The organism is Clostridium sp. SGI.024 (assembly GCF_050315195.1).
Classification (GTDB): Bacteria; Bacillota; Clostridia; order Clostridiales; family Clostridiaceae; genus Clostridium.
This window is the reverse complement of the sequence record NZ_JBNPON010000040.1, coordinates 15,300-33,987: the sequence shown is the minus strand read 5'-3', so window position 1 is coordinate 33,987 and position 18,688 is coordinate 15,300. Positions and strand designations below refer to the sequence as shown.

Annotated in this window: 16 protein-coding genes, 2 pseudogenes, 1 riboswitch and 1 other annotated feature (1 of these 20 running past the window's edge); of the genes and pseudogenes, 16 read left to right on the top strand and 2 right to left on the bottom strand. The window is 26.2% G+C overall.

Annotated elements, in window-relative coordinates; translation table 11 throughout:
* A pseudogene (locus ACQRD5_RS11490) lies at positions 1-132 on the bottom strand (histidine--tRNA ligase); the annotation flags it as partial.
* Between the two features lie 99 nt (positions 133-231).
* On the opposite strand from ACQRD5_RS11490, the gene ACQRD5_RS11485 reads away from it, so the two are divergent.
* The 6 genes from ACQRD5_RS11485 (at position 232) to ACQRD5_RS11460 (ending at position 6,004) form a co-directional block, all read left to right on the top strand.
* Positions 232-1,737, top strand: coding sequence for a carboxypeptidase M32 (locus ACQRD5_RS11485; RefSeq protein ID WP_308779910.1), 1,506 nt, complete (start codon positions 232-234; stop codon positions 1,735-1,737).
* Between the two features lie 59 nt (positions 1,738-1,796).
* A riboswitch (FMN riboswitch) is annotated at positions 1,797-1,911 on the top strand.
* A 214-nt stretch (positions 1,912-2,125) separates the two neighbouring features.
* On the top strand, positions 2,126-3,214 hold the full coding sequence (ribD, locus tag ACQRD5_RS11480) for a bifunctional diaminohydroxyphosphoribosylaminopyrimidine deaminase/5-amino-6-(5-phosphoribosylamino)uracil reductase RibD (RefSeq protein WP_320628150.1): 1,089 nt from the start codon (positions 2,126-2,128) through the stop codon (positions 3,212-3,214).
* Positions 3,215-3,218: 4 nt separating this feature from the next.
* Positions 3,219-3,872 (top strand): riboflavin synthase, encoded by a 654-nt coding sequence (locus ACQRD5_RS11475; RefSeq protein WP_427746835.1) that lies wholly within the window; start codon positions 3,219-3,221, stop codon positions 3,870-3,872.
* 11 nt (positions 3,873-3,883) lie between these two features.
* Complete coding sequence (locus ACQRD5_RS11470) at positions 3,884-5,080, top strand: bifunctional 3,4-dihydroxy-2-butanone-4-phosphate synthase/GTP cyclohydrolase II (protein WP_427746834.1); 1,197 nt, start codon at positions 3,884-3,886, stop codon at positions 5,078-5,080.
* A 20-nt stretch (positions 5,081-5,100) separates the two neighbouring features.
* Positions 5,101-5,562 carry a 6,7-dimethyl-8-ribityllumazine synthase gene (ribH, locus tag ACQRD5_RS11465; protein ID WP_427746833.1) on the top strand — a complete coding sequence of 154 codons (462 nt, stop codon included), beginning with the start codon at positions 5,101-5,103 and terminating at the stop codon, positions 5,560-5,562.
* 94 nt (positions 5,563-5,656) lie between these two features.
* Positions 5,657-6,004: a hypothetical protein gene (locus ACQRD5_RS11460; protein ID WP_294169008.1), complete on the top strand. Its 348-nt coding sequence runs from the start codon at positions 5,657-5,659 to the stop codon at positions 6,002-6,004.
* An 82-nt stretch (positions 6,005-6,086) separates the two neighbouring features.
* On the opposite strand, the gene ACQRD5_RS11455 is transcribed toward ACQRD5_RS11460, so the two are convergent.
* The gene (locus ACQRD5_RS11455) at positions 6,087-7,907 is read right to left on the bottom strand and encodes an LTA synthase family protein (protein WP_427746832.1); all 1,821 of its coding nucleotides are present in this window, start codon (positions 7,905-7,907) and stop codon (positions 6,087-6,089) included.
* Between the two features lie 575 nt (positions 7,908-8,482).
* Between ACQRD5_RS11455 and ACQRD5_RS11450 the strand changes: the two genes are divergently transcribed.
* The 10 genes and pseudogenes from ACQRD5_RS11450 (at position 8,483) to miaB (ending at position 18,390) form a co-directional block, all read left to right on the top strand.
* The gene (locus ACQRD5_RS11450; protein WP_291625878.1) at positions 8,483-8,956 is read left to right on the top strand and encodes a glutathione peroxidase; all 474 of its coding nucleotides are present in this window, start codon (positions 8,483-8,485) and stop codon (positions 8,954-8,956) included.
* A 107-nt stretch (positions 8,957-9,063) separates the two neighbouring features.
* Entirely contained in the window at positions 9,064-9,495 is a 432-nt protein-coding gene (locus ACQRD5_RS11445; RefSeq protein ID WP_291625876.1) for a MarR family winged helix-turn-helix transcriptional regulator, read from the top strand.
* 147 nt (positions 9,496-9,642) lie between these two features.
* On the top strand, positions 9,643-10,368 hold the full coding sequence (locus tag ACQRD5_RS11440; protein WP_294362286.1) for a pseudouridine synthase: 726 nt from the start codon (positions 9,643-9,645) through the stop codon (positions 10,366-10,368).
* A gap of 9 nt (positions 10,369-10,377) precedes the next feature.
* Positions 10,378-10,920: a class I SAM-dependent methyltransferase gene (locus ACQRD5_RS11435; RefSeq protein WP_321129498.1), complete on the top strand. Its 543-nt coding sequence runs from the start codon at positions 10,378-10,380 to the stop codon at positions 10,918-10,920.
* Between the two features lie 134 nt (positions 10,921-11,054).
* Positions 11,055-11,951 carry a MurR/RpiR family transcriptional regulator gene (locus tag ACQRD5_RS11430; RefSeq protein ID WP_291625867.1) on the top strand — a complete coding sequence of 299 codons (897 nt, stop codon included), beginning with the start codon at positions 11,055-11,057 and terminating at the stop codon, positions 11,949-11,951.
* Between the two features lie 113 nt (positions 11,952-12,064).
* Positions 12,065-13,285, top strand: coding sequence for an NAD(P)/FAD-dependent oxidoreductase (locus ACQRD5_RS11425; protein ID WP_291625865.1), 1,221 nt, complete (start codon positions 12,065-12,067; stop codon positions 13,283-13,285).
* A 77-nt stretch (positions 13,286-13,362) separates the two neighbouring features.
* Complete coding sequence (gene cmk, locus ACQRD5_RS11420; RefSeq protein ID WP_294169396.1) at positions 13,363-14,010, top strand: (d)CMP kinase; 648 nt, start codon at positions 13,363-13,365, stop codon at positions 14,008-14,010.
* Positions 14,011-14,034: 24 nt separating this feature from the next.
* Positions 14,035-15,942 (top strand): annotated as a pseudogene (locus ACQRD5_RS11415) (bifunctional 4-hydroxy-3-methylbut-2-enyl diphosphate reductase/30S ribosomal protein S1).
* A gap of 121 nt (positions 15,943-16,063) precedes the next feature.
* Positions 16,064-16,954: a GNAT family N-acetyltransferase gene (locus ACQRD5_RS11410; protein ID WP_291625861.1), complete on the top strand. Its 891-nt coding sequence runs from the start codon at positions 16,064-16,066 to the stop codon at positions 16,952-16,954.
* Positions 16,955-17,055: 101 nt separating this feature from the next.
* On the top strand, positions 17,056-18,390 hold the full coding sequence (gene miaB / locus ACQRD5_RS11405; protein WP_291625859.1) for a tRNA (N6-isopentenyl adenosine(37)-C2)-methylthiotransferase MiaB: 1,335 nt from the start codon (positions 17,056-17,058) through the stop codon (positions 18,388-18,390).
* A gap of 95 nt (positions 18,391-18,485) precedes the next feature.
* Positions 18,486-18,688 (top strand) — a binding site (T-box leader); it runs 52 nt beyond the window's last position.

Below are 18,688 nucleotides of genomic sequence, written 5' to 3'. Positions count from 1 at the left end.
ATTAATGTCTTGAAAATTTATTATTTCTTGAATTCCACTTTTCATATCTTTTATATAAATTGTTCTATTATTTTCTTCCTCTTCTCCTAAAAGAATAACATATGAGATAGAAAGTTTATTTGCATAATTCATCTTTTAGAAATATGTGTAAAATTAATATAAATTATTTTTATATATATCTAATATATGGTATATTTATATTAAGTTAAACTTATATTAGGAGGAAAAGACATGGAATTAAAGAAAAAAATAGATGAATTAAAAGATTATTTAAGCCAATATGAAAGATTAGAACAAGCAATTGGCATAATTTATTGGGATATGAGAACTAATATACCAAGTAAGGCTGGTGAATCAAGAGGAAAGGTTTTAGAGTATCTATCTGGAGAAGCATTTAAAATGATTACAAGTCCAAAAGTAGGAGAGTTTATTAGTGATTTAACTCCTTATAAAGATAAAATGAATACAATAGAAAAAAGAATGCTTCAAGAGCTAGAAAAGAATTATAATGAAACAAAGAAAATACCACAAGATAGATATGTAGAATATGTAGGTCTTTGTAGTAACTCAGAAATAGCATGGGAGAAGGCAAAAGATGCTAGTGATTTCGAAATATTTAAACCTTATTTGGAAAAAGTAGTTGAGTTTCAAAAGGAATTCATTAATTATTGGGGATATAAAAATGACAAATATGATACTTTATTAGATAAATATGAATTAGGGCTTACTACAGAAAAGCTAGATAAGATTTTTTCTGAATTAAAGGATGGCATAATTGAAGTATTAAATAAAGTTAAGGGAAGTAAAAAGAAGTTAAATCGTGATTTCTTATATGGACACTTTGATGCAGACAAGCAAAAAGAGTTATCTTTATTTATTTTAAATAAAATAGGCTTTGATATGGAAGCTGGTAGATTAGATGTAAGTGTACATCCTTTTACAACTAATTTTGGAAATAAAGATGTTAGATTAACTACTAATTATCATGAAGATGAGTTTACATCAGCTTTATTTAGCACAATACATGAAGGTGGACATGGAATCTACGAACAAAATATTAGTGATGATTTAGAATCAACAGGATTACAACAAGGAGCTTCTATGGCAATTCACGAATCACAATCAAGATTCTATGAAAACATATTAGGAAGAAGTAAGGAATTCTGTTCATATCTTTTACCTGTGGCTAAGGAATATTTTGATGACTTCAAAGATGTTACTTTAGATGAATTCTATGAAGCTATGAATTATGTTGAAACATCATTAATTAGAACTGAAGCTGATGAATTAACTTATGGACTTCATATTATAATTAGATATGAAATTGAAAAAGAATTAATTAATGGAAGAATAACTGTAAATGAAGTTAAAGATATATGGAATAAGAAGTATAAGGAATATTTAGGAGTAGAACCTAAAAATGATGCTGAAGGAATTCTTCAAGATATGCATTGGTCAGATGGATCTTTTGGGTACTTCCCAAGTTATGCTTTAGGAAATCTATATGGTGCACAAATGTTTAATACACTGTTAAAGGAAAATCCAAATGTAATGGAAGAAGTTAAGAATGGAAATTTAACTGAAGTTACTAAGTGGTTAAATGAAAAAGTACATGTACATGGTGCTATTTATACTCCTGAAGAACTTATAAAGAGAATTACTGGAGAAGAACTTAATTCTAAATACTTTATAGCTTACTTAAAGAATAAATATTATAAGTTATATGATGTTGAATAAATAATAAGAAAATATTGACAAATATATATATTGATAATATAATAACAATATAAAACTTAATAAATCTTCAGGGCAGGGTGAAATTCCCTACCGGCGGTAAAGCCCGCGAGCTATTTAGCATGATTCGGTGAAACTCCGAGGCCGACAGTAAAGTCTGGATGGAAGAAGATATTTTATTTGTAATTTATACTTATAAATTATGTTTATTAATATTTGTTAATTATTTTGCTCTGGAATATTTTTATATTTCAGAGCTTTTTTAATTATATTTATGATATATAATTAACAATATTATGTGCTTTTAATAGTATTATTTTACAAAGATTTATTGTCCTGAGTTTATTCTCAGGACTTTTTTAATTCTTAAGAATAAAAAAGGAGTGATGCTATGGAAGAGAAATTTATGAAGATGGCAATTGAATTAGCCAAGAAAGGAAAAGGAAAGGTTAATCCAAATCCATTGGTAGGAGCAGTTATTGTAAAAAATGGGGAAATAATTGGACAAGGATATCATAGTAAATATGGTGGAAATCATGCTGAAATAGAGGCTATAAACAATGCAACAGATGACGTTAAAGGAGCAACTATATATGTAACTCTAGAACCATGCTTTCATTATGGAAAGACTCCACCTTGTGTAGATAAATTAATTTCATCAGGTATATCTAAGGTTGTAATTGGACATTTAGATCCTAACCCCTTAGTTTCTGGTAAAAGTATAGAAAAATTGAAGAGTCTAGGAATAGAGGTTAAAGTGGGGGTTTTAGAAGAAGAATGTTTAAAATTAAATGAAGTTTTTATAAAATACATAAAAACTAAGCTTCCTTTTGTAGTTTTAAAGTCAGGAGTTTCTTTAGATGGGAAAATTGCAACAAAAACAGGAGAATCTAAATGGATAACTGGTGCTACTTCAAGAGCAAAAGTTAATGAGTTGAGAAATGAATTACGTGGAATAATGGTTGGTGTAAATACAGTCATTATTGATGATCCAACCTTAAATTGTAATATTCATGGTGGAAGAAATCCTATAAGAATTATATTGGATAGCAACCTTAGAATTCCATTAGATTCAAAAATATTAAAAACAGCTTATAAGTATGAAACAATTATTGCCACTACTAAAAATATTGATTTAAATAAAAAAGCATTGGTGGAAGAATTAAAGGCTAAAGTAATAACAATAGATAGCATAAATAATAAAGTAGATTTAAATAAATTAATGATTAAATTAGGTGAAATGAAAATTGATAGTATTCTTCTTGAAGGTGGAGGAGAAGTTAATTATTCAGCATTAGAAGCTGGAATTATAGATAAGTTAATGCTATTTATGGCACCTGTAATAATAGGTGGAAAAGAATCAAAAACCTTTGTTGAGGGTAAAGGAATAGATTTATTAACTAATTCTTTCAAAGCTTCTAACCTTAAAATTGAATATTTAGGTGAAGATATTTTAATAACTTCTTATATAAGGAGATGATAATTTGTTTACAGGAATAGTAGAAGAAGTAGGTATTGTAAATGAAATAAAAAAAGGTGTTAAACATTGTAGCATAAAAATAGAAGCAAATAAGGTATTAGAAAATACTAACTTAGGTGATAGTATTTCCGTTAATGGTGTTTGTCTTACTGTTACTAAATTAAATAATAAAACTTTTGAAGCAGATGTGGTTTTAGAAACATTAAAAAGAAGTAACTTAGGTGATTTAAGTAAAGGTTCTAAAGTAAATTTAGAAAGAGCATTAAGTTCAAATGGTAGATTTGGTGGACATATTGTAAGTGGACATATAGATTCCACTGGTGAAATAACATCTATAGTTAAGGATGATAAATCAATTTTAATTACTATTAAGCCATTATCACATTTCATAAAATACATAGTAGAAAAAGGTTCCATAGCAATAGATGGTATAAGCTTAACAGTAGCTTATGTTGATAATGAGAAATTTTTGCTATCAATAATACCACATACAAGCAAAGAAACCACTTTACTAGATAAAAAAACAGGAGATTTGGTAAATATCGAATTTGATATAGTGGGTAAATATATTGAAAGCTTTATGAATTTTAATAATAAGAATACATGTACTGAATCTAAAATAAATGAAAACTTTTTAAGAGAAAATGGTTTTATGTAGGAGGTAATGTTATGTTTAAATTTAATTCAATAGAAGAAGCAATTGAAGATATAAAAGCTGGGAAAATGATAATAGTTATGGATGATGAAGGAAGAGAAAATGAAGGCGATCTTTTAATGGCTGCTGAAAAAGTTAATGCTGATTCAATAAACTTTATGGCTAGTTTTGGTAAGGGATTAATATGTATGCCAATAAAAAATACTTTAGCTGAAAAGTTAAATATAAGGACTATGGTAAGTTTAAATACTGATAATCATGAAACTGCATTTACTGTTTCTATAGATCATATTGACACAACTACTGGTATTTCTGCTTATGAAAGAGCTTTAACAATTAAAAAGGTAATAGATGAAAATAGTATAAGTAAAGATTTTAGAAGACCTGGTCATATGTTCCCATTAATAGCAAAGGAAAATGGGGTTTTAGAAAGAAGAGGTCATACAGAAGCTGCTGTAGATTTAGCTAAATTGGCTGGATTAAAGGAAGCTGGAGTAATTTGTGAAATTATGAAAGATGATGGGACTATGGCAAGAACAGAGGATTTATTTCTTTTTGCAGAATCTCATAATTTAAAGATTATTACAATAGATGATTTAGTTAAATATAGGGAAAAGAAAGAAATATTAATAAAAACTGAAACTGAAGTTGAGATGCCAACTAAATATGGAAATTTTAAAATGTATGGATTTACTGAAAAAATATCAGGGAAAGAGCATATAGCTTTGGTTTTGGGAGATATAGAAAATGCTGACTCTGTGCTAATTAGAATTCATTCAGAATGTTTAACAGGGGATGTTTTTGGTTCTAAGAGGTGTGATTGTGGAGAGCAATTAGAGTTAGCATTAAGAAATATAGCTAAAGAGGGAACTGGAATATTAATATATATGAGACAAGAAGGAAGAGGTATTGGATTAATAAATAAGCTTAAGTCTTATAAACTGCAAGAAGAAGGCTATGATACTGTAGAAGCAAATATAAAATTAGGTTTTAGTCCAGATTTAAGAACTTATGATATAGCAGCATCAATCTTAAAGTCTCTAAATGTCTTTAATATTAGACTTATGACAAATAATCCAGAGAAAATTAATGGATTAAATGAGTTTGGAATAAAGGTACTCGAAAGAGTTCCTATACAAATAAAGGAAAATAATATAAATGAATTTTATCTAAAGACTAAAAAAGAAAAAATGAATCACATTTTATTATAGTAAATTTTGGAGGTATTAATATGAAGTTATTAGAAGGAAATTTAATAGGAAAAGATTTAAAAATTGGAATAGTAGCAGCTAGATTTAATGATTTTATCGTATCTAAGTTAATAGATGGTGCCATGGATGGACTTAAAAGGCATGGCGTTAATGAGGAAGATATAGAACTTTCGTTAGTTCCTGGAGCTTTTGAGCTTCCATTAGTAGCTAAGAAAATGGTAAAAAGTGAAAAGTATGATGCAGTTATATGTTTAGGGGCAGTTATTAAAGGTTCAACTCCACATTTTGATTATGTATGTGCTGAGGCTTCAAAGGGAATTGCAACTGTTTCACTAGAATATGAAAAAACAGTAATTTTTGGAGTACTTACAACTGATTCAATTGAACAAGCTATTGAAAGAGCAGGAACCAAAGCTGGTAATAAAGGATATGATGCTGCTGTTTCTGCAATTGAAATGGCAAATGTATTAAAACTATTTTAATTCATATTTTTAAAAGTCTAATATTTGAATTTTTAATTTTTATATAAGAATGATATAATACTTTATAATAAAAATATATTTATGGAGTATTTAAATGGGAAAGTTTAAAGAAATGTATATTAATTATTTAAATTTAGATAAAGAAAAAAGAGAATGTATTAAGGGATATTCTAAAGAATATATCTATGATGTAAATAACAAAAGGTTATTGTTATCTCAATATATTTTAATGTCAAAAAAGTATATATATGAAATTAAAGCAACTGAAGGCACTGCTCATCTATGGACATGGAGTGATTTTAAAGATGAGGCTAAAGGAAAAATATTAAGCTATAAAACTGAAGGAAATATAATTATAAGTCAGCTTATGGAATTTAATAAAGAGATAGATTTAGAAATACTAAATAAATATAACTTAGAAATAATTCAAAGACTAAATTAATAATTATTTACTGGGAAATATTGTAAATATTTTTGCGGTATTATAAAAAGCACTTCCTAACTAAAAAGGGAAGTGCTCTTTCTTAATTATTTTTAAGCTTAAAATAGTTACCTTCAATAATATTATCAGCAATTTTAAATATATTTTGTAATAAGTTCTTTTCTTTATCATCTATAGGATTACCTATAATTTCACCACTATTTAAAATTGTTGAATTTCTATTAGTATTAACTAAAATACGTCCCATAGAAGTTTCAACAAACTTTTCCTTATCTACACCTAATAAATAAGATATAGTAGGTAAGAAGTCAACTTGTCCACCAGCTTTAGAAATTGTAGTAGCCTTTATATCTTTATTATAGATAATAAAAGGTATTTTTTTATGGTTATCCTTCCACCAATCACCTTCAAGTGGAGCATCTGTTATCAAATCTTCATAGAATTTGTGAACACCACAGTGATCTCCATAAATTATTATTACTGTATTATCTAGTTGGCCATTTTTATCAAGCTCTTCTAAGAATAGTTTTATGGCTTCATCTGTATATCTTATACTTTGGAAATAACAACCCATCATATTTTCATCTAATTCTTTAGGTAAGTTTAATAACTTTTTCTCATCTGGAATTTCAAAGGGGCCATGGCTTGTTAAGGTAGCTATAAAAGTATAATATGGTTCCTTTTCATCCTTTAATTTATTAGCAATTTGTTTTAAATATGATTCATCTGACAAACCTGGTCCTATAACTTCATCTAGATTAAAGTCTTTTAGCTCCCAAAGCTTATCTGTTTCAAATGCTTTATGTGGTTCTGCCCAGTTCCAGCTTCCTGGTAGTTCTGCATGAGTTGATATTGTAGTATATCCTTTATCCTTTAAAAGCATTTGAAGACTATTGTAACTAGTCCATGGATAGGTTGGAAAAGTACTATTATTTCTTACTGGAAACATGGAGGTATTAACCATTAAGTCTGCATCAGAGCTTGTACCAGAGTTATTTTGTTCATAGATATTATCAAAATATAAACTATTTGATAATAACTTATTTAAAGTTGGTGTTATTTCTTGACCATTAACTTTTTGATTTATAACAAAATTTTCTAAAGACTCTACTTGTATAGCTATTAAGTTTTTTCCTTCTAGATATCCAGCAAATTCATTATCTTCTATATCTTCTTTGTTATCTTTAAACCAATTATCAATTTCTTCTACTTCTGAAGAAGTTAATTTTTTATTTAGACCTGTATAATAAAATAAATCATATCCATGATATCCTAAAGGACTCATATCACTAAAGCTTTGATAAGGAGCCCAAGATAATCTTAAAAATGCTTTTCCTTCTTTTATTGGCTTAACATCTATAAAATAATGACATAAATAAATTAATATTCCACTTGTTATAAATATAGTTGTAGCTTTAACTATTCTTAAAAATAATTTTGAATTATCTCTATAATCTCTAATTTTCTTAAACCTAAATAAAATAAATAAAACTAAGAAATCTGCAAAAAATAGTAAATCTATTATCCTAAAGTTTAATAAACTTTTACCTATTGGATTAAATATCTCTGGATGAATTAAGTGTCTTATTGATAAAAAAGTACCATTAGCTCTGTAGTACCAAATATCTAATAAAAATAGAATAGATATAATAATATCTACAGTTATAGCAGCACGAATTTTACCTTTGTATTTAAATAAATAAATAAAACTAAATATAAAAATAATTATTAGTATATGTGCCACTATAGGTGGTACACCAAAGTACATAGTAGCTAAATTAATAGTTGATGAATCTTTTGTTCTTAGCATTGATAACAATAACATTGATTTAGCTTGGACTATTAAAATCATAGTTATAAAAATCCAATTATTATATATAATCTTTTTAAAAAAATTTTTCATGTAACTTCCTCCAAAAATTAATATCGACCTTATTATTTTATATTAATTTGATAATGATTTCTACATTTATAATATTATGTAAATAATAATTAATAATTCTTTATATAAAAAATGTCATATAAAATAATAACAATAATTTTATAAATATATATAATGTATTATTAAAGCAATAAAAAGGAGTTTTATTATGGAAAATCCCTAAGTTAACCCCTATTATAATATTTTCAATTTGCTCAGCTATTAATGATAATTTAAATTATATTGATTATTTAAATAATCGATATAAAAAACCGTTATATAACATAAATAATAATGAAAAAGTAAATAAAATAAAGAAAAGCGTAAAAGATATTCTAAAGGATCTATTCAAATAAAGTTAAATTGGCCCTAGGAAATAACAATTCTTAAGGCCTTATTATTAAACAATACATATTATAAAAAAATAAACAAAGTTATATTATATAAATAAAACAAACATTTTCTTCATAATTGTTGATTTATATAAATTAAAGGCATAAAATATATTTAATTGTATACAATTAAATTTTAATAAATATATTAATGGAGGATTTCAAATGAATTTTTATGATTTTAAAGCAAATGATATTAATGGAAAAGAAGTAAATATGAATAATTACAAAGGAAAGATTGTATTAGTTGTTAATACAGCAAGTAAATGTGGATTCACACCTCAACTTAAAGATCTTGAAGATTTATATAAAGAATATAAGGATTCAGGGGTAGAAATATTAGGTTTCCCATGTAATCAATTCTTAAATCAAGAGCCAGGAGATAATAATGAAGTTAAGAATTTCTGCCAAATTAATTATGGAGTTACATTTAATATGTTTGAAAAAATAGATGTTAATGGAAGTAATGCACATCCAATATATAAATATTTAAAGGATCAAGAAAAAGGAATACTTACTAAAGATATTAAATGGAATTTTACAAAATTCTTAATTGATAGAAATGGAAATGTAATAAAAAGATATTCACCTACAACATCTCCATTAAAAATAAAAGAAGATATAGAAAAAATATTATAAAAAAATTATATTTATACAATATATATTGACATAAATAATATAAAAATGTAAAATCTATTTAATTTAATAAAATTAAATTTGATATTTATATTGTGGGTGAATAAATTATGAATAAATATAGTAGTCTAAAATTAGATAATCAATTATGTTTCTCTTTATACGCTTTATCAAGAGAAATAATTAAGTTATATAAACCTATGCTTGATGAATTAAATCTAACTTATACACAATATATTGTAATGATTGTATTATGGGAAGAGGAAAAAGCAAGTGTAAAACATATTGGTAATAGGTTACATCTAGACTCTGGAACTTTAACTCCATTGTTAAAAAAATTAGAATCTATGGAACTTATTAAAAGATATAGGGATAAAAGTGACGATAGAGTTGTTATAGCTGAGCTAACTGAAAAAGGCGCTTCTCTTAAAGAAAAAGCTATTGATATCCCAAAAAAAGTATTATGTAATATCAAGCTTCCATTAGAAGAAGCTATTGATTTAAAAAGAAGTTTAGATAATTTATTAGAAAATTTAGAATAACTATATGTTAATTAAGGGCTACTTAGGTAGCTCTTTTTGTTATATGAAAAATATATAGAAAGAGTATACTTATAAACAAATTTATTGCACAAAACTTTATACTAGAGTACTATATTAAGTGTTTATTAAAAATTCGGAGTGATTAGTATGGAAGAAAGATTACAAAAGTATATGGCAAGGTGTGGTATAGCATCTAGACGTAAATGTGAAGAAATAATACTTAGTGGAAAAGTTAAAGTAAATGATAAGATAATAAATGAACTTGGAGTTAAAATAGATGCAGAAGTAGATATTGTTTCTTATGAAGGTAAAATAATAAAACCTGAAGAAAAGAAGGTTTATATTATGCTTAATAAACCTGAAGGGTATATAACTTCTGTAAAGGATGAAAAAGGAAGAAAAACTATTTTAGATTTAGTTAAAGTTGATGAAAGAATTTATCCAATTGGAAGGTTGGATTATGATAGTTCAGGATTAATATTATTAACCAATGATGGGGAAATATATAATAAAATAATTCATCCAAGGGTTAAAGTAGGAAAGAAGTATATTGTATTATGTAAAGGTGAATTTACTAAAGAGGAGCTTATAAAATTTGAAAGTGGTATAGATATTGGGGGATATATTACTGCAAAGTCTAAAATAGAAATACTTGATAAGGAAAAAGGAAAAAATAATTCTATTAATACATTGGTGGAAATTACAATTCACGAAGGTAAAAATAGACAAATAAGAAGAATGTGTGAAGTCCTTGGTCACGATGTTATTTCTTTAAATAGAGTATCTATTGGGGAAATAAAATTAGGTTATCTAAAAAAAGGCCAGTGGAGAAACTTAACAGAAAATGAATTAAAATATTTAAATTCATTATAGAGGTGAATTATGTTTAAGTATGTAGGTAATATTAGTGACTTATCCCATTATATAATTAGAGATTTTGTTGAAAATAAAAGCGTGGCAATAGATGGAACTTTAGGGAATGGTTATGATACGGATTTTTTATCTTCTTTATTTAATAAGGTATATTCCTTTGATATTCAAAAAGAAGCCTGTGAAAATTATAAAAATAAGAATAAAGAAAATGTTAGAATAATAAATGATTCTCACCATTTACTAAATAAATATATTGATGAAAAAGTTGATTGTATTATGTATAACTTAGGATTTTTGCCAGGTGGAAATAAAGATATAACAACATTACATGAAACTTCCCTTGCAAGTATTAAAGAAGGGTTAGATTTATTAAGAAGTGGTGGAATAATGACCATATGTATTTATAGAGGGCATGATGAAGGGAAAATAGAGGAAACTTGCATTTTAGAATACTTAAAAACTTTACCTAAAAATGAGTTTGGAGTAATTACTCAATCTTATTTAAATAGACAGAATACCTCACCTCTATTGGTTGTAATTGAGAAAAAATAGAATTGACAACTTAAAAATATGATGCAAGTTTTTATAGTAAATTTATAGCAAAATGAAATTAATATTGATGATTTATTCAAAAAATGATAATATAGAATTATCATTTTTAGTTTAATTGAAAAGAAGGGATATGGATGGATACTAATCTTAGTGATAACTCAAAAGATTTAATGCGATTAATACAATCAAGGTTCCCAAAATTGAGTAAAGGACAAAAATTAATTGCTGAATATATTTTAAAAAGTTATGATAAAGCAGCTTTTATGACTGCTGCAAAACTTGGTGTATCAGTAGGAGTTTCAGAATCAACAGTAGTTAGATTTGCAAATGAACTTGGCTTCTCAGGATATCCAAAACTTCAAAAAGCTCTACAAGAATTGATTAAAAATAAACTTACAACAGTTCAAAGATTAGAATTATCTAATGATTATGTAAGTGAAGGGTATGCCCTTAAAGGAGTTCTTAAAGCAGATATGGAAAATATAAGAGCTACTTTAGAAAAAATTAATTATATTACCTTTGAAGAAGTTGTAAAGAATATTTTTGAAGCAAAAAGAATATACATAATTGGGCTTAGAAGTTCTACAGCTTTGGCTGAATTCTTAGGCTTTTATCTTAATATAATTTTACAAAATGTAAAAACTGTTGGAAATGGTATTTCGGATATATTTGAACAAATGATAAATGTAGAAGAGGGGGATCTAGTTATAGGAATTGGTTTCCCAAGATATGCTTCCAGAACAATTGATGCCTTAGCTTTCGCACAAGATAGAGGCGCTAATGTTGTTGCAATAACAGATAGTCTTTTATCACCTTTAGCTGCAAAAGCTGACTATTCATTAATAGCACAAAGTAATATGGCTTCATTTGTAGATTCCTTAGTTGCTCCATTATCTGTTATTAACGCATTAATAATAGCTGTTGGAATGAGGGAAAAGCAAAGTATAACTAATACTTTTAATAGTCTAGAATCTATCTGGAGAGAATATAATGTATATTCTTATAATAATAAAAATGTTGCTGATGATTAAGTATTATATTTTATAATGACGACCAATAATTGGTCGTTTTTCATTTATAAAGTTGAATTTAATAATTTTAAATGATATATTTATTAAGAAAAAATAATACTTGGAGGATTGTAATGAAAAAGGTTATAGTAATTGGAGCTGGTCCAGCAGGTATGATGGCAGCTATAACAGCTGCAAAAAATAATAAGGTTATATTACTAGATGGAAATGAAAAGGTCGGTAAAAAACTATTCATTACAGGAAAAGGTAGATGTAATGTTACAAATAGTAAGGATATATCAGAATTCTTTGACTTTATTCCAGGAAATCCTCATTTTTTATATAGTGCATTATATTCTTACACTAATGAAGATACAATAAGCTTTTTTGAATCTCAAGGTATAAAGCTAAAAAATGAGAGAGGGGGTAGGGTTTTTCCCGCTTCTGACAAATCATCTGATATAATTAAAGGATTAATGAAAGAAATAAATAAAAATAATATAGAACTAAAATTAAATAGTCTTGTTACTAATATAAAATTTAGTAATAATAAAATAGAGGCTGTGGAGGTTAATAATCAGTATTATATAAACGCAGATCATTTTATTATTGCTACTGGTGGAGTTTCATATCCATCAACAGGTTCTCGTGGTGATGGTTTAAGGTTTTCAAAATCTCTTGGACATAATATAATAAAGGTAAAGCCATCTTTAGTTCCAATTGAGTTAAAGAATACTTGGATAAAATTTTTAACTGGTTTAACTCTTAAAAATATTGAAATATCTTTATTTAATGATTCTTTAAAGAAACCTATATATAAAAATCAAGGGGAGATGTTATTTACAAGCTATGGTTTATCAGGGCCTATTATTTTAAAAGCTTCAAGATATATTGAAAATGATAAAAATTATAGTTTATTTATAGATTTAAAACCTGCCCTAACTCATGATGAATTGGATAAAAGGGTTCAAAAAGATTTTAAAAAATACATAAATAAAGATTTTAAAAACTCTTTAGATGAATTATTACCACAAAAATTAATTCCAATAATTATTTCTTTATCTAATATTGAAGAAAATAAAAAAGTTAATGAAATAACTAAAGAAGAGAGAAAAAATTTAGTTAACTTAATGAAAGGATTGAAGGTAAGTATTAAAGGGTTAAGGCCAATAGAAGAAGCAATAGTAACTTCTGGTGGAGTAGATACTTTGGAAATAGACCCTTCTACTATGAAATCGAAATTAATAGACAATTTATCTTTTGCAGGAGAAGTTATTGATGTTGATGCCTTTACAGGAGGATATAATGTTCAAATAGCGTTATCTACTGGTTATTTAGCTGGAAGTAATTTATAAAATACTTGTTAAAAATATATAATAATAATATAATTTATATGAAAATGTTTTTCAAAGACGAAAGGTGGAATACTATTTTGAGAATATCAGTTGCTATAGATGGACCAGCTGGAGCTGGTAAAAGTACAATTGCAAAACTAGTTGCCAAAAATTTTGATTTAATGTATATAAATACAGGTGCAATGTACAGGGCTGTAGCTTTAGTAGCTAAAGAAAAGAATATAGAGAATACAGATATAGATGCATTATGCACTATGATTGATTCTTTTGATATGAAATTTGAAAATGATGATTTAATTTTAAATGGGGAAAATATCCAAGAAAAAATTACAATGCCTGAGATTAGCTCTATAGTTTCTAAATATGCTTCTATAAAAGAAGTAAGAAGTAAATTAGTAAAGCTTCAAAGGGATATGTCAAAAAAGTTTGATGTAATTATGGATGGAAGAGATATTGGTACAGTAGTATTAAAGGATTCTAAGTTTAAGTTTTTTCTAACTGCAACTCCAGAAGCAAGAGCTGAAAGAAGATATAAGGAACTAAAAGATAGAGGGTTATCAGTAGATTATTCTACTATATTAGAAGATATAATAAAAAGGGATTATATTGATAGCCATAGAGAAGTTGACCCGTTAAAAAAGGCAGAAGACGCTATTGAAATAGATACAACTAACCTTTCAATTGATGAAGTTGTAGAAAAGATATCCCTAAGTATAAAAAAATAAAAATACAATCTTAGGAGAATTAATATGAGTAAAGTTATTTTAGCTGAAAATGCAGGATTTTGTTTTGGTGTACAAAGAGCTGTTGAAGAAACTTTAAAAGTAAAAAAACAATATAATAAGAAAATTTATACATTAGGACCTCTAATACATAATAATGATGTTGTTATGTATTTAGAAGAAAATGATATTTATGCTATTGATTATAATGAAATTGACAAATTAAATGAAGGTGATGTAATAGTAATAAGGTCTCATGGAGTTTCTAAGGAAGTTTCTGAAAACTTAGAGGCAAAAGGATTAATTGTTGTAAACGCAACATGTCCATATGTTACTAATATACACAAAAAAGTTAATAAGTACTCAGACTTAGGATATAATATTGTGATCCTAGGAGATAATAAACATCCAGAAGTTATTGGAATTAATGGATGGTGTAATAATAGTGCTATCATTACTAAGGATGGTGCTTTTGAAGAAGATTTACCAAGAAAAATATGTGTTGTATCTCAAACTACAGAAAAAGAAGAAACATGGAAAAAAACAGTAAGTAATTTATCTGCTAGTTCAAAAGAACTATTAGCATTTAATACAATTTGTTCTGCAACAGAAGAAAGGCAAAAAAGTGCCAATGAATTATCTAGAACTGTAGATACTATGATTGTTGTTGGTGGTAGAAATAGCTCTAATACAACTAAGCTATATCAAATATCAAAGAATAATTGTCCTAATACAATTCATATTGAAAATTCAAAAGAACTAACAAAAGAGTTCATTGAAAGTAATAAAGGAAAAACCGTTGGGATTACTGCTGGTGCATCTACTCCCGACTGGATAATAAAAGAAGTAATCAATATTATGGAGGGAATAAACTAAATGGAAGATCAATTAAAGCTAATGGAAGAAATGGATAGAAGGTTTAGAATTGGTGATGAGATTAAAGGAGAAATATTATCAATAGGAAGAGATGAAGTTACTATTTCTTTAGTTGGATATAAATCTGACGGTGTAATACCTTTTAAAGAATTAACTTCTGAAGAAAATCTTGAAACATACCTTGAAAAAATAAATGTAGGAGATGAAATTACTGCTAAAGTTATAAAATTAAAAAATGAAGATGGAAATGTAGTTTTATCAAGACTTGAATATGAGAAAAAAGCAACTTTAAAAGATTTAGAAGCTAAGTTTAACAACAAAGAAACATTTAAAATTAAGATTAAGGATGCTATAGAAAAAGGCTTAATAGGTTACTATGATGGGGTAAGAATTTTTGTTCCTTCATCACAAGTAGATGTTAGATTTTCTAATGATAGAAGCAACTTAGTTGGAACAGAATTAGAAGTTAGATTAATAGACTTCTCAATAGAAAATCCTGTTAAAGTTGTTGCTTCAAGAAGAGTTATTCTTGAAGAAGCTAGAAAAGCAATTGAAGATGCAGCATGGGAAAATATAAAAGTAGGAGAAATAGTTAAGGCTGAAGTTAAAAGATTTACAAACTTTGGAGCATTTGCTGATATAAATGGTGTAGATGGATTAATACATTTATCTGAAATATCATGGAGCCATGTTAAATCAGCTGATAGTGTACTTAAAAAGGGTCAAATAGTAGATGTTAAAATCATTGAAGCTGATAGAGAAAAAAATAGAATTTCATTAAGTATTAAAGCTTTAACTCCTGAACCATGGAGTAATATTGAAGAGAAATATCCAGAAGGATCTGCAGTATTAGGAAAAGTTGTAAGAATTAGCGACTTTGGGGCTTTCGTTGAATTAGAACCAGGAGTAGATGGATTAGTTCATATTTCTAAAATAAGCAATGAAAGAATAAATAATCCAGCTGATGTATTAAAACTTGGCGATGAAGTAAAAGCTATAATTCTTTCAGTTGATGCAGAAAATAAGAAAATTGCACTTAGTATAAGAGACGCTAAATAATAAAAAAATAGGTCACATATATATTTATATGTTGGCCTATTTTTTTATTTATTATTATATTGACCAAGTATATTATTAGAAATATACTAGTTATATAGTGATTAAAAGGGGTTATATGATAATGTTAGAAAAATTGTCATTGAATAATATGGATATATTTAAGGAAATATATAGCAAAAACTTTAAAGTACCTACCTATAATAAAGATTTTTTTAGATGCTACGAAGAACAAAATTTTTTAATTAAATATATTTATAGAAAATTTATACGTCTTATAAAAGTAAATGATAATTATATAGGTTATATATGGTATGAAGGTGGTTATGGAAGATATATTAAAGTATGGGCTTTATATGTAGACATTGATTATAAAGATATTATTAATAATTCTACTTTAGCATATTTTGATAAAAATATTTTATGCTATGAAGAAATTGATGAATTAGGAACAAATATATTATTAGATAAATTAGGATTTGTTAAAGAAAATTGTACTTTATTATTAAATCTAAAAGTATCTATGTATAATTATAATGAAATTGAAAATACCCTTAAACATAGAACTAATGCTGAAATTTATAATGAGGTTTCCATTAGAAATTTTTATATAGGAAAAGATGAAACTCTACGTTGTAAAATACAAAATGATATCTTTGCTCAATTAGATAGAAAACCTTTAACTATCGATGATATTTATGCAGATATTACTCAAGATTACTTTATACAAAAGCTTTGCTTTTTTTGTATATTTAATAATGAATATGTAGGTTATGGACAAATTATTTTTAATAGAAATATGTATACCATTGTTAACTTTGGTATTGTAACTAAATATAGGGGAAAAGGGTTAAGTAAGATTTTTTTAAACAAAATAATTGAGACTGCTAAAAATTATGGTATAGAAGATTTATTTATAAGAGTAGATTCAACAAATTTAAAAGCACTTAATCTATATAAATGGATAGGCTTTAAAGAAGTTAATAAAATTCTAGTTTGGGAAAGAAAAATTTAAAATGCAAACTATTATCAAATTTAAGTATAGCTATTTAAAAATGTGAGTATTTTTATTATAATGTTACTGGAGAAAATACAATTCTATGAAGGAGAATACTTATGAAGGAAGAATTAAAAGAATTAAAGTATTATATTGAAACATGGGGATGTCAAATGAATGAAGAGGATTCTGAGAAATTATCAGGAATGCTTAAAAGCATAGGTTATAGCAAGACAGATAATTTAAAAGAAGCTGGAATTATTATATACAATACTTGTTGTGTTAGAGAAAATGCAGAAAATAAAGTATTTGGTAATTTAGGTGAATTAAAACATTTAAAAAAGGAAAATCCTGATTTAATAATTGCTATTTGTGGTTGCATGATGCAACAAGAAGGTATGGCAGATAAAATATTAAAGAAATTTCCACATGTTAATATAATATTCGGTACACATAATGCATTTAAGTTCCCAGAATATTTAAATAGAGTAAAAACTGAAGGTGTTCAGGTAAAAGAAATATACAATAAAGAAACAGAAATTGTAGAAGGAATACCTGTAGATAGGGAAAGTTCAGTTAAAGCATTTGTTACTATAATGTATGGATGTAATAATTTCTGTACTTATTGCGTAGTTCCATATGTAAGAGGTAGAGAAAGAAGTAGAAAATCAGAAGATATAATAAAGGAAATTAAAGATTTAGTTTCAAAAGGATATAAAGAAATCACTCTTTTAGGACAAAATGTTAACTCTTATGGTAAGGGCTTAGAAGAAGATATAGATTTTGCTAAGCTTTTAAGAAAAGTAAATGAAGTTGAAGGCCTTGAAAGAGTTAGATTTATGTCATCTCATCCAAAAGATTTAACGAAGGATGTTATATTAGCTATAAAAGAATGTGATAAAATATGTGAACAAGTTCACTTACCAGTTCAAAGTGGTTCAAATAGAATTCTTAAGAAAATGAATAGAAATTATACTAAAGAATCATATTTAGAATTGATTGATTTAATAAAGAAAGAAATACCTGATGTTACTTTAACAACAGATATTATAGTTGGATTCCCAGGTGAAACTGAAGAAGATTTCTTAGATACATTAGACTTAGTAAATAAAGTTGAATATGATTCAGCATTTACATTTATATATTCTAGAAGAAATAATACTCCAGCTGATATGATGTTAAATCAAGTTCCAGATGAAGATAAACACCATAGATTTGATAGATTAGTAAAATCTATTAATGATAGTGTTATTAAAAAGAACAAAGCTTATGAAAATAAAATTGTTGAAGTGTTAGTTGAAGGTCCAAGTAAAAATGATAAAAGTAAATTTACTGGAAGAACTAGAAATGGAAAATTAGTTAACTTCACTGGTGAAAATGTTACTATCGGCGATTTAGTAAATGTAAAAATATTAAGAGCTCAACCTTTCTCATTAATAGGTGAAGTTGTCTAATAATATGCTAAAACATCTATAAAATAATTTAAATTTTATTATAAAATCTATTGAATATTTAAAAAATTATTATTATAATATAAAAAAGTAATATTTTAAAGATAGTGAGAAGGAAGAGTAATTTAACTAAACATTAAAGAGAGCTAAAGTAAGGTGAGAGTTTAGTATGATATGTTAAATAAAGCAGCCTTTGAATCTCGTATTGAAAAATAAGAATATATTTCTTAATTAGATACTGACGGATTTCTCCCGTTATAGAGATGTGAATATAAAAATATATATTCATAATGAGTGAGTA